The sequence below is a fragment of the cyanobacterium endosymbiont of Rhopalodia gibberula genome (assembly GCF_003574135.1).
GTDB lineage: Bacteria > Cyanobacteriota > Cyanobacteriia > Cyanobacteriales > Microcystaceae > Rippkaea.
Genome location: NZ_AP018341.1, coordinates 1,542,853 through 1,556,180, shown reverse-complemented (window position 1 = coordinate 1,556,180; position 13,328 = coordinate 1,542,853). Strand labels below are relative to the sequence as shown.

Below are 13,328 nucleotides of genomic sequence, written 5' to 3'. Positions count from 1 at the left end.
CAAGGTAACAAGAAGGAGTTTTTATATCCAAACTTTTGACTCGAAACTCCAAATTCCACAAAACACGTTGTCAAGCTTAAACATTAAATTCAGATCAAGGAGACAAACTTGTGACTCGTCAATCCCTCCCCAGTTTACAGCCTTTAATTGGTGGCATCATTGTCGCTTTATTGGTTGTTATTAGCTTTAATTCATTTATTGTAATTAACCCTGGTCAGGCAGGGGTACTTAGTGTTTTAGGAAAAGCCCAAGATGGGGCATTGTTAGAAGGGATACACTTTAAACCGCCTTTAATTTCAACTGTAGATGTTTATGATGTAACAGTGCAAAAGTTTGAAGTTCCTGCTCAAAGTGCTACTAAAGATTTACAGGATCTCACTGCAAGTTTTGCAATTAACTTTCGTCTTGATTCTGTACAAGTAGCTCAAATTCGCCGGACGCAAGGAACATTACAAAATATCGTTGCAAAAATTATTGCTCCCCAAACCCAAGAATCTTTTAAGATTGCAGCAGCCAAACGCACCGTAGAACAGTCTATCACTCAACGTAGTGAGCTAAAACAAGACTTTGATGATGCCCTCAATGAACGCTTGGCTAAGTATGGCATTATTGTCCTTGATACAAGCGTTATTGATTTAAACTTCTCCCCTGAATTTGCTCGCGCTGTTGAAGAAAAACAAATCGCTGAACAACGGGCACAACGAGCAGTTTATATTGCCCAAGAAGCTGAACAAGAAGCCCAAGCCGATGTTAACCGTGCTAAAGGGAAAGCAGAAGCCCAACGTTTGCTAGCAGAAACTCTAAAAGCCCAAGGTGGGCAATTGGTTCTTCAAAAGGAGGCAATTGAAGCTTGGAAAGAAGGGGGAGCAAAAATGCCTAATGTGTTAGTGATGGGAAGTAAAAATCAAGGAAGTGTACCGTTTCTATTTAATTTAGGGGATGTCCAAACCCAATAACCTTTACTTTGAGCTTTGAAACATATTGTCTAGCTTACGCGCGGGGATTCCCGCGCTGTAGACGGGAGCCACCTGTCAAAACATAGGCACGCTCAGAGCTTGACTAACACGTTATAAAAACTAGAATAGAGCAAGTCTGGCTCAATTTTCGGGAACAAACTAGGAAATTAAAGGGAGTACCTCATCAAGCTAGCTAATAGAAACGGGTATTCCTGCATTATGAATTAGGTAAGAAAATTGATGATACTGAGAGGAAAGAAAATAAGTGAAAAGGTTTTTTTGTGATTTAAATAAAGATGTAATTACGGCTAATAGATGTTCAGTAGTATTTACTGTAGAGGTATCTGAACGAAGGTAGATAAATAACAATATCTTCTATCTGAAGATAAAGACCAATGAAAAAATAACCTCTCGTTGTGGAGTAGAAAGACCAGAGTTGTACGTCCCACAAATCGTTGGGAGAAGTATCAAATATCAGTCAAGAGCAGTGTAGTATTTATAGCCTGCTGATTGTTTCTTACCCAAAATTCTTAGCAACTTCTCATAAAAATGCAACGCGAAGAAAGATATTACCTTGTTGTGAGGCGGGCAATACATAAACCCGCAAAATCCTGTAGCACTAATCAATATTCTAACCATAATACATAGTGCCATAAGTCCAGCTGCCATATCTCCTCAAAAAGTCATTAAAATTCAACTAATGATATTGAAAATTGAATTTAGTAACACCAGTAAAACTCTCTCTCAATAATTTTGAGTTAATTCAAGCTTAAGTAACTTTTCCGGTTGAGATGGAATAATTTCACTTACATTTACCTAAAACTTAAAAACTTGTGCATTTGTACACCAATTCGCCAATCGGGATGTTGCAAAACAAAATCATAAATCAACTGTTTACTTTTGGGACTACCCCATTCTGGCTGTAAATACTTAACCGTATCCACAGGAACTTTTTTAGCCTCTTGCTGCCCCCATTGTAAATCTAATTCTGATGCAATAACCACTTTTAATTCATTAACTCGATTATAAGTACTTTCATTGGGTGGACTAAATGGTTTTGGGGAAAAAGTTACCCAGTCGAAACTACCACTAAATGGATGTGTTCCTGATGTTTCTAAATGAATTCGCAACCCTAATTTCCTTAATTCGTCCGTTAAGGGATATAAATTATGGATCAAGGGTTCTCCCCCTGTAATAACAACAATCATAGGATTAGTTTGTTTTGCTAACTTTGCTAACTCTTCTATAGTCCGTCGGGGATGTGGTTTAACTGGCCAGGACTCTTTTTGATCGCACCAATAACAATGAACATCACATCCAGCCAAACGAATAAAAAATGCACTTACCCCCATCCATGAGCCCTCTCCTTGAATCGAGTGAAAGGTCTCTACAATAGGATAAGTAATTGAGGTCGGTACGATCACTTTCATTAAAAATAACAGCAAACTATCTATATACTATTAATAGCAGTTTCTCCGAAAGATAACTATTTCTACCGAATAACAATTAATAATCTATTTTAGATATTGATTAATATCTATAGTCTATTGTCTGTCTAACCTTCTGTTAGACTTGTATTTAATGGCATGAAGTTTAATCAGTAATCAGTTTCCTAAAAATTACCTCAATTTTAAGAAATTTACCCAAGCTTTATTCTCAAAAGACATTTTCTTTTCAGCTTAACTGATCCTAGTTTTCTCCAGGTAAGCGAATTAATTATCCATATCTTAAGTTTCTCGAACTAAATTCCTAAATTAATCAATGAACACTAAAAATTATCAGTTTTTATAACATTCTTGGAGCTATGTATGTACTGACAAGTCAACTCCGAGATAGGTTATCAAAGATAATCAAAAATTTTGAAGACAAGGAAACCAGATTTTAGTTTAAATGCTTCACCATAAGAGATAATTATCTTTGGATATAACCATGATACTTATGGATTTTTTACATTTCATTTAATCTCAATTTATAAAGGCTTGTAACGTATTGAGAAAATAAATAAAGATTGCCTCGTATTTTCTAAATAAATTTTGTTAGATACCCACCAATTGCTTTGATATCCTACTTATGGTAATAATGAATAATAAAATAAGTTTTTAGAATTGAATAACTAAACTTTTATTGACTTTTGTTTGTGGTTTGATTATTTGAGTTAGATGAAATCTAAAATTAGATAATATCGTTGGATTGAAGTTAATTAAAAGAAAAGCTTTCGAAAAATTTGTTAGTTTTCAACTTATAAGATTTCCTGACTAGGTATTTCACCAATTAATTCTACATGACTCAGTTTGATATAACTAAATTTTTCTATAAAGCTTTTTGTATTACAACACTAAAATAGTGTACTCTGGATTAAGTGACTTAATTTTTAATTCACTCTTATTGACCATTGCCGGACTTTAATATTTCCCTAGGTTAATTTAACTGTTTCTTTTTAGAATCTATCAAACCATTAGTAACTTAGCTTTGTTATGTTAACTTTAACAAATTTTCAAGTTGACGATTGCGATTTGTCTAATGATACTTTACGCCGCTATTTAACTACTCCAGCCATTGCGGTAGATACAGAAACTATGGGCTTAATTCCCCAACGTGATCGTCTCTGTTTAATTCAATTATGTGATTCTGATGGATTTGTCACAGCCATTCGCATTGGACTAGGACAAACAGAAGCACCTAATTTAAAACAGTTAATGGAATCTAACAAAGTTCTTAAGGTTTTCCATTATGCACGATTCGATGTGGCGCAATTACTGTACCATTTTAAAATTCAGACTAAATCGATTTTCTGTACTAAAATCGCCAGTAAATTAGCTCGTACTTACACGAGTTCCCATGGATTAAAAAGTTTAGTACAAGAATTAGAAGACATTGAATTGGATAAAAGTTCCCAAAGTTCAGATTGGGGAAATATCTCTAGTTTATCGGAGGCACAGTTGAATTATGCAGCCAATGATGTCCTGTATCTACTATCCATTCAGCAAAAGTTAATGACTATGTTAAAACGAGAGGGAAGATGGGAATTAGCTCAGAATTGTTTTGATTGTATACCCGTTTTTGTAAATTTAGATCTTGGACAATATAGAGACATCTTTGAACATTGAAATCTTAATAAGAGGAAACGTTAAACTATTGGATTATAAAGTGTTGTTAACGCCCATTTTTTTGAACAAAAGGACACTTACCTAAAAAACTATATCCGTTTGTCGAGATGGCTTTTTAAAGCTGAGAGAATTCATCGCTAACAACACTTATCAAATACCAGGCTTCGCGTTAGGATGACAGTAACAACAATTTTAGAAATGAAGTAGATTGAGGTTAACTATGGAAGCAATGGCACTTACTAGAGATAATGTCGAACAAGTATTGGATGAGATGCGCCCTTACTTAATGGCTGATGGTGGTAATGTGGAACTCGTAGACATTGACGGTTCCATCGTTAAACTTCGCTTACAGGGTGCTTGCGGATCTTGTCCGAGTTCAACTATGACTCTGAGAATGGGAATTGAACGACGTCTAAGGGAAATGATCCCTGAAATTGCCGAAGTGGAGCAGGTTATGTGAGATAGTCTCCAAAGAACCCCTACAGCTCAATTTAGAAGCGGTAATGGGGTTTTTTGTCATTCAAAGTCATTTATAAATTCCTAACAAAAATAGCTCCCTTTTCCCCTAAACTAATTTTCATTTTCTCAGTCATTCCTAAATTTCTGCCAGATTCGAAGCCGCTAACAGTCACCTCACAAAATTAGACCAACTAGAATTGATTTGTTATAAATTAGCTCTCGTTGGATTTGTTTTAATTTGAGTTAGATTAGTCGAGGCTAATTTAGTGCAATAGGAATAGACTTTCGCTAATTGAACATTTTCCAAAAGAAACCCACTCAAATTTGCCTCGCTGAACCTTGAATAATTAAAGATGGCTTTATCTTTAGATCGACGGCATCCATCAAATTAGCATCTCGAAAACTTGTTCGAGATACATTAGCCTTACCGAATTTAGTTCCATTCACTTTAGCCACCAAAAAATTGTCTTCTGCTAAATCTTTCAAAGAATCTAGATTTCCTACCTAACGGCATCAGTTTATGCAAATAACTGATATTAGCGGTGTAAAGACAATCAAGGAGCTCCTAAAGCTGAGCCAAAGCCTGGAGATAAATTTCTTCTTTAGGCTTTGGCTTAGGTATTATCACCAACTTTAGAGCTGAAGTTGACTTTATCTAACAAAAATACTTGGATAATCGAGTTTGATATAAAAATTTTCTCAATACTCGTTCTAAAACGGTGTATTTATTGGGGCAAATCATATTGCCATAATCCTTTTGCTTTAGTAGCAAAGAAGTCAAAGGTTTAAAGAACAATCAAGGGGGAGAAAATAGACTTCGTCTACAAAACAGATAATCTTGTAAGAAGAGCTAGTTATCAAACCGCAGTAAAAAGAACTTGAGTTTGAAGTTATTTTAAACTTTCTGGGGAAGACTTAAGTTAGATAATCTCCTTATTTTCAAGTTATAGTATTCAATATGCCATCTTTATATCCTGAATTCCAGGTGTTCCTTGAGAAGAGAGGGTTCTTACTTATTAGGACACATTTCTAACATTAGAAGAGACAATCGTTCAAATTTGATGATCTGCACTTTTTAAGATTAAATTTACTATTTAAAAAAAATACTGTCAGAATAGAGGTTATCATCAGTTAATAATGATGAAAGAATATGTAGAGACCTAGCATAATAGCTAGTAAGACAAAGTCCTCATGAATTGGGTTATGTCCTTTAACATAAAATGGTGAAGGTTAAAGGGTTAGGTTAAGATAAGAATCAACTGAATTTATGATGGGTGTTTTTAAAAATTATTTCGGGTAAAAGCAAGGAATCTAATGACTTTTGAGTCCCTAACACTGAAAGATTATCCCTCAAATAGTTTGTGGCAAAATACCTGGCGGCGATTTTGTCGTAATCGTCTAGCTTTGTTGGGGTTAAGTTTATTAAGTCTTATCATTACTAGTGTCGTTACTGGTCCATTTTTCTATCATGTTCCCATCGATGTCATTGACTTTACTCAAGCATCTACTCCCCCAAGTTGGCAACATCCTTTTGGCACTAATGATCTTGGGCAGGATCAACTCGCAAGGGTATTATTTGGAGGACGTATTTCTTTAACTGTGGGAATTACGGCTATGGTAGTGGCGATTTTTTTAGGGACAGCTATCGGGGTGATCGCCGGGTTGTATGGGGGAGTAGTAGACAGTGTATTGATGCGCTTAACAGATTTGTTTTTATCGTTACCCCAATTACCTCTATTATTGCTGGTAGTTTACTTATTTCGGGATACAATCAAAATGATTGCCGGACCTGAGTTAGGCATATTTATCCTAGTTGTGATAGTTATTGGTGGACTTAATTGGATGTCCGTAGCGCGACTTGTAAGAGCAAATGTGTTAAAACTACGGGAAATGGAATTTATGAGTGCAGCAACTGCCCTGGGGGCTAGTCCTTTACGATTGATTTCTGTTCATATTCTACCCAATATCTTCAGTGTTATCATCGTGGCGGCGACTCTGGCGGTAGGAAATGGAATTGTTACCGAATCTACTTTAAGTTTTCTAGGATTGGGATTTCCTCCCGATATGCCAACCTGGGGCCAAATGCTATTTCAAGCCAAAGACTATTTGACTTGGTCACCCCATATGGCTTTTTTCCCAGGGTTAGCAATTTTTGTGACTGTTTTAAGTATTAACTATGTTGGAGATGGTTTACGGGATGCTTTCGACCCTAAAACCCGTCGTTAAGTTTTTGTTAATGATCTTCATAATTGACGACAGATAATGTTATCCTAAAACCTGTTGCGGGTGCGTAGCTCAGTGGATAGAGCACCAGGTTCCGGTCCTGGGTGTCGGGGGTTCAAGTCCCTCCGCTCCCGTTTATTCTAGAAGTCCATTCTATGAAAATCTGAATAATTCTTCACTGAATCATCAAGTTTGTCCAAACAATTAATAATTTTGAGACTAATGATCTTATTTTTACAAGTTTTATGTCATTTGAGACAGATACTATTCTTTTTTTGCCATTCTTCATAAATCACAGCAAAATAAAAATGTAGATAATAGAGCTACAAAACAGAGAGAGTATTGTATATAAAATTCAAATTGTTATTTTTCTAGACTGAGTATAATAAATTAGTATTTAATAATTTCTAAAAATCTTATTAGAACTGTATTTTATAATCGCTAAAAATTTGATTTTTAGCGATTATAAAATCTTTGTAAAGTGAGACTTTTAACTTTTGTGTATCGTAATCTTGTTAGAGTTAGTCTGGAATAGCTCAGATTTTCAAGCATTTGCTCGGAAGCACATAGAAAACAGTATAAGTAGCTGATTAATTTTGTAAAAGTCATTAGACATCTGTTTACTGAAATAATAAATAATTGCAAATATTTCAGACATCGATATCTTAAGGAATATCTCATCAATTTTAAAAAAGTCTTTACCAGAAATTATCAGAATAATAAGTATATAGTCTCCGCAAGAGTTACATTGTTTCCTGGCTAATTCTTCTTAGTTAGTTGAAAAACTTAAAAAGTTAGATTAAGAAAATAGTTTTAGTTAACGATTGTAGAATTTATGACAAGAGCACGTTTATTTCAATATTTAAAGTCTTTAAATAAAAAAGAATCTTAAAAAGAGTTTTTTAATAACTACTGCTTCTGAAATAATAAAAAAACATTTATTTTCTGAAAAAAAATACTTGGGAAAAGATATTAGATAATCTTTATAGTTTAAGTACATAGGTTAAATATAAGTTCAGATAGTCCCACTATAATTGAGTTTCACTCATTATTATTTTACTCAGTCCTCATTTTTAAAACAACTCTCTATATACTTATATTAAAATAATCAAAATGGATAAGAAAAGATATTTTATAATCCTTGTTATTTATTTAGTCAACGTTATCATTATTATAAATATTTTATTCTCATAATTTATAAGTGTTGATTGAATTTGATTGTTTCATTTATTTAAAATTTATATACTGTCAGCTTAAATTTTATTTATTTTTAAATTTATTAATAGGTATTAAAATTTTATAAATTACTTATAAAATTTAATACTTCACCTTTGATTTATATCTTAATTATACTAAACTTATAATGTAAGATTAGTTAGCAATATACTAAGCCTAGAAACTAGAGTTAAAAATTCATAATATAGATGAGCTTTTTAAAATTACAAGTAATCATTCTGATTTGTCCTAAAATTAATAACTAAGTGCAATTTATACTTTCATATTTGTTATTTAATCGCTGAATTATAACATCTCAACATTCAATCTTTAATTATGTATCCTATATATTTGACTATTTATATAAAAAAATAACTAAAAATCAATAAGTTTTAACAAGTAAAAGAGAATACCAATTAGTTAAAAGTCTAGAAACAGATAAAAATATAACAATCATACATTTAAAATCGTTTAGAAAATTTAAATAAAAAAATAATAAATGGATGAGTTTTAGATAACTCTAAAATAGAAAAATGGCTAAAAAATAAGCTCTGATGGGACAAAACAAAAGATGGTTTTGAACTTAGAGTTATTGATATACTACTACTGAAAAGAAAAACATTCCTTGAAAAATTGTATCAGTTTCTACATTAACTATACAGTAAATGTTTCTATCTCTCTTGATAATTTTTTCTCCTAAATAGTAGAGTCCCTTCAGATGTCAAGTTGCATAGTAATTTCAATATAATGATTTTGAACAAAATCTTGATTAGAAAAATAGCCAAAAACCCAAAGTAGATAGTCTTCAGAAAATTAAGTTAAGTTCAAAAGTCTTGTTTAAATAAAATTCCAAAACATTTCTCTAAATATTTAACTTATAATCTAAATTATAAAAACCTAATAGAAAAGATGCTCTGCCTTCAACGTTTTGTATCTTAAGTGTAGTATGGTACAGTTCATAAAGGATTTTGAGTAGGTATTCCTATTTGACGAGGAAATTTAAGGGAAGTTGTAGATATTTTTTTAATATAAATAAAATTGCGAATACTTTGAGTTAATGGAGTTTCAATGTTTTTGATTGATATGATTTTACCCCCTAATTTTTCTAAAGCAGATTTTAGAGTTAACTTATCTTCATCGTGCCAATATCCTCTATATAATACGGCTATTCCTCCAATTTTTAAGAGAGGCAAAGCATATTCAGTACAGACAGAAGGTGTACCAACAGCACGAATTAAAACTAAATCATAAGTTTCTCGATATTCTTTCATCTGTCCAATAGTTTCTGATCTTGCAATTAATGTTTGACAATTATTAAACTTTAATTTATCTAAAATAAAGTCAATACACTTGATTTTTTTTATTTTTGAATCAAGAAGGGTAACTTGTAAATGAGGATAAATTGTAGCTACTGGAATACCTGGAAATCCTGCCCCTGTACCAATATCAATTACCTTTGAACAAGATTTAATATCGATGATTTTTGCATCAATCCCTGCCAAAGAATCCCATAAGTGTTTTTCCCAAAAATCCTTTGGTTTAGTGATCCTAGTTAAGTTGATTTTACGGTTGACTAATATAATTTCTTGATATAATTTTTCCCATTGTTCAAGTTGCGATTTAGTGGGTTCCCAATGTAGAGTTTCTCGCCAAATTTGGTTGAATATAGGTAATGAGTCAGAGGGCATAAATCGTTAAGTTTTAGTGTTAAAAATAGGTTATTTGATGGCTATTGTCTATCCTAACAATATTAATACTTTTTTCTTTCAAGTAAATAAAAAAATTTTTTCTGATCTTGCTCAAACAAAGAGTAGAAGACTAAATAAAAAACAGATCACTAACTGTTTTCTATTTAAGACTTCTGTATAAAAAATATCATGTAATAAAGTAACTTTAATTTAAGCACTTTTATTGTAATTATTTCTTCCCATAAAATAAGGGGTAGAAAAAAGATGTATTTTAATACATGATCATTTTAGCAACAAATCAGGTTAAAAAGACTATTTATTTTAAAAATCGATATTTTATGATTGAGTTTACTCAGGAAAAGCAGACATGGTAATTACCTCTCCCAATACTACTTTCTAAAATAGATTTAATAAAGTGACGAACATTGTCATAGACTATCCTGTTTTCTTTCGATCGTGATAACAGTAGATAACAGTATCAAAATTTTCATAAAGGAAACCTCTACTACTTATTTTTTATTCACATCTGTCTGTATTATGTCCATGACAATACTGGTATCTATATCGGCTTGTTTGATATGGAGATCATTCATCCTATATTCTGTCATAGCCACAAATTTCTTGCCTCTTTACAAAATACAAACAATATAAAGTTTATACTCAATATACACTCTTGCATGGATATTAATTTATTATGCCTATTGTTTTTCTTTGCGTAAAGAAAACTGTTCTAACAGTTATTATATCAGAATCTTTTAATAAAATCCTAACTTTTAGATGGTTATCAAAGCCGTTCATTGATAGTGTTCTATAACAATGAATATACGGATACAAACTTCTTTAAAAGAAGCTATATTTGCCTTAACTTTATTACCCAAAATAGCCACTATCCTCACTAATCTTATTAAACAATCTGACTATTCTTGTGCTATAAAATTATTAGCTTTCAAAGTTTTTTATTAAAATTTAGAGATCAAAAATTTCAATTAGAATTAATTTTACAACTCCTTCAGTGAAAATCACGTAGAATTAATTGTGATTAAGTTTACAATTTAGCCAACTATTGCTCTTAAACATTAGACTTATGCCTTGGCGTTCAGATGAAAAAAGAAATTTTCCCACCCGCAAAAGTTAATCTTCTACAGTAATTTTGAATCAGTTATTGTAGAAAATTAAAGTTAATAATATCTCTTATATGGAGTTGTGCCCATAATTCCCCAATCTTCGTAGACCAAACAAGTATTGTAGTCTAATACTTCGGTTAATAATGCGCGAAATTTCTTCAACAGTTTATATTTGTTTCAACTCACTCGAAAATTGCCTTGACAAGTCTTGATAGAAGGACGTAAGCGAGTCAGCTAAATTGGACTAATTCACTACATGATTTTTGATTTTGAGAAATAATCAACTAACTTAAAATATAAGATTAAGACAAGAATCTATCTAAAGCTGCCTTTAATTCTTCGATTTCTTCATTGATATTACCTTCTTGTGCTGCACGTGCCACACATTCGCTTAGATGTTTATCTAAAACCAACCGAGATACTCGATCAATTGCTCCTCTAACTGCAGCTAATTGGACCAAAATTTCTGGACAGGGACGATTTTCTGTTACCATCGTTTTCACCCCTCTGATATGTCCTTCAATGCGAGAAAGATGGTTATAAATTTTATTTAAAGATTCGTTGCTATGAACACGAGAACGCATTCCATGATAACAACTCTCATTATTCATTGGCATAACTGATAACTCTATGGTTTTTTCGTGGTGGTCTCGTAAATTGTTCTTTAAACCAGTGATTTAACTTTTAATTTTTGAAAAAAAGAATACATACATTAAACTGAATACTTGACCATTCTAGTATAAATAATGATTATTGAAACCGTTAGCTATATTTTCGGGAGTTGTTTGTTCATAACATTCAAAAGGTTGATGAATCCAAGGATTATTTTCTAAATATTCCACATAGTAATCAGGTTTGACAGCAGAACAACTTTTGTACCAGAGAACAGCAGAGCGAATTTCGATTATCTTTTGATTACAATCATAGTTATATAACCATTGAGTTCCTTCTTGAAGACTCATACCAGAATCGACTAAATCGTCGACTAATAATATCCGATGCCCTAGTGATTGCCCTATCATAGCTAAGTGATTAGAAAATTGAATTTTTTCTCGTATTTGATTGTTTCTGCCTAAGTATGAGGTAATATAAAGAATAGCTAAAGGTTTTTTATAAAGACGACAGAGAATGTCCCCAATTCTTAAACCTCCCTTAGCTAAACAAACTATTTGGTCAAATTCCCATTGAGATTGATAGATCTGAACTATTAAAGTTTCAATATATTTATGATATTCCGTCCAAGAAATATATAAATCAGACATAGGCTAAGATGTAGTAAGATAACAGACAATATACACTATTATACATAGTAGTTTTCTAAACTAATTACGAGGCATCTCTGGGTCTTTAGCAAAAAATACTTAACAAAAAAATTTTTGTCAGTATCTCAATATTTATAAATTTAAAAAAATATTTTTATAACTTTGCTCCAATACGAATATCAATAAATAGACAAAATAACAAGTTAATTTAATTAACTAAAATGATTCTCGAGCAGACTTAGATGATTTTATTTAACATCTAGAAGATTTTAGTAAATAGAAAAAAATTACTTTTTTTTAACTTTTTTTAACTATTTATTGTTCAGTTATTTATAATTAAAACAAATGGTAATTTTAATCATAAAAATATTTACAATGATAGTTTATCAAGACTTTTTTCAAAAAGTCTTGATAAAAACGGTGTATTCTTTTCTTCTAATTCATTAGATTTATTGAAAATAATATTACTATAATTGCGATTTTTTGCTACAGCAAACGAACTGATTTTGATATTCTATTAATAAGTTACTTTCTTTTAGAAAGAAACTTATTTTTGTCGAAATAAGCTAGATTTTATTTAGTATATTTTTTTATTAAAATGTTGTTTAGAATATTTTTTAAATTTAAATATTTTATCTTAAAAAGAGATATTAATAATATAGTTTTCTAGTTTAATAAAATAGTGTAAAAAAAATTTGTTATTAGTCTCATATTGAATAAATAATAACATTTTTTATTTTGCAAAAAAATAAAAATATATAATTTTTATAAAAACCATTGTATCAAAATTAAAGCCATAAAGATAAGAATTAATTATTAATAATAGAATTTTTAAAAAGAGTAATTATAATACAAAACTTACTATCGTACCGTTTGTATTATAATTAAATTATTCTAAATTCAATATTTTTACTAAACTTATATCTATAGAACAAAAGACTCAATCTAATTTGACAAATAAAATTTTAAATTTATAAAAACTTACCATTACCTATTATTAGATTAAAAATCAGATATAAATAGTTTTATTTACTGTAAATATATCTAACAGTAACTTATTTTTATAATCGCTTAATTACAAAAAAATATTAAAATAGTCGATTGATAATTAATTATAAAAGATTAATATTGAGCAGAAAATATTTTATGTTTTAAAATCATTTTTTATATAAAAAAATGATTTATTTGTAAATAAATTCATCAAAAGAATTAATTAATTTTAAAAAAAATATTTATTTAAGGATTAATAATAATTCTCATATATAAGAGAAATTAAGATGTTAAAACAGTTTAA

The 13,328-nt window shown here is 30.8% G+C and carries 9 protein-coding genes and 1 tRNA gene; 5 read left to right on the top strand and 5 right to left on the bottom strand.

The window, feature by feature from the left end; translation table 11 throughout:
- Positions 1-110: 110 nt before the first annotated feature.
- Complete coding sequence (locus tag RGRSB_RS05000) at positions 111-956, top strand: prohibitin family protein (protein ID WP_119260105.1); 846 nt, start codon at positions 111-113, stop codon at positions 954-956.
- An 812-nt stretch (positions 957-1,768) separates the two neighbouring features.
- Here RGRSB_RS05000 and RGRSB_RS04990 read toward each other — a convergent pair.
- Positions 1,769-2,386, bottom strand: a complete 618-nt coding sequence (locus tag RGRSB_RS04990) for a 7-carboxy-7-deazaguanine synthase QueE (protein WP_119260103.1) — start codon at positions 2,384-2,386, stop codon at positions 1,769-1,771.
- Between the two features lie 1,044 nt (positions 2,387-3,430).
- Between RGRSB_RS04990 and RGRSB_RS04985 the strand changes: the two genes are divergently transcribed.
- Together RGRSB_RS04985 and RGRSB_RS04980 are read left to right on the top strand one after the other, a co-directional pair.
- The gene (locus RGRSB_RS04985) at positions 3,431-4,063 is read left to right on the top strand and encodes a ribonuclease H-like domain-containing protein (protein ID WP_119260102.1); all 633 of its coding nucleotides are present in this window, start codon (positions 3,431-3,433) and stop codon (positions 4,061-4,063) included.
- A 220-nt stretch (positions 4,064-4,283) separates the two neighbouring features.
- A complete protein-coding gene (locus RGRSB_RS04980) occupies positions 4,284-4,523 on the top strand; it encodes a NifU family protein (protein WP_119260101.1) in 240 nt (79 codons plus the stop codon).
- A gap of 317 nt (positions 4,524-4,840) precedes the next feature.
- On the opposite strand, the gene RGRSB_RS10075 is transcribed toward RGRSB_RS04980, so the two are convergent.
- A complete protein-coding gene (locus RGRSB_RS10075; RefSeq protein ID WP_172582040.1) occupies positions 4,841-5,008 on the bottom strand; it encodes a hypothetical protein in 168 nt (55 codons plus the stop codon).
- 828 nt (positions 5,009-5,836) lie between these two features.
- On the opposite strand from RGRSB_RS10075, the gene RGRSB_RS04975 reads away from it, so the two are divergent.
- Entirely contained in the window at positions 5,837-6,748 is a 912-nt protein-coding gene (locus RGRSB_RS04975) for an ABC transporter permease (protein ID WP_119260100.1), read from the top strand.
- 58 nt (positions 6,749-6,806) lie between these two features.
- Positions 6,807-6,879, top strand: a tRNA-Arg gene (locus RGRSB_RS04970).
- 2,037 nt (positions 6,880-8,916) lie between these two features.
- Here RGRSB_RS04970 and rsmG read toward each other — a convergent pair.
- The 3 genes from rsmG to RGRSB_RS04955 all read right to left on the bottom strand — a co-directional run bounded on the left by rsmG (position 8,917) and on the right by RGRSB_RS04955 (position 12,034).
- Positions 8,917-9,648, bottom strand: a complete 732-nt coding sequence (gene rsmG / locus RGRSB_RS04965; protein WP_119260099.1) for a 16S rRNA (guanine(527)-N(7))-methyltransferase RsmG — start codon at positions 9,646-9,648, stop codon at positions 8,917-8,919.
- 1,426 nt (positions 9,649-11,074) lie between these two features.
- Positions 11,075-11,389 (bottom strand): metal-sensing transcriptional repressor, encoded by a 315-nt coding sequence (locus RGRSB_RS04960; protein ID WP_119260098.1) that lies wholly within the window; start codon positions 11,387-11,389, stop codon positions 11,075-11,077.
- A 117-nt stretch (positions 11,390-11,506) separates the two neighbouring features.
- Positions 11,507-12,034 (bottom strand): phosphoribosyltransferase, encoded by a 528-nt coding sequence (locus RGRSB_RS04955; protein WP_119260097.1) that lies wholly within the window; start codon positions 12,032-12,034, stop codon positions 11,507-11,509.
- Positions 12,035-13,328 lie beyond the last annotated feature (1,294 nt).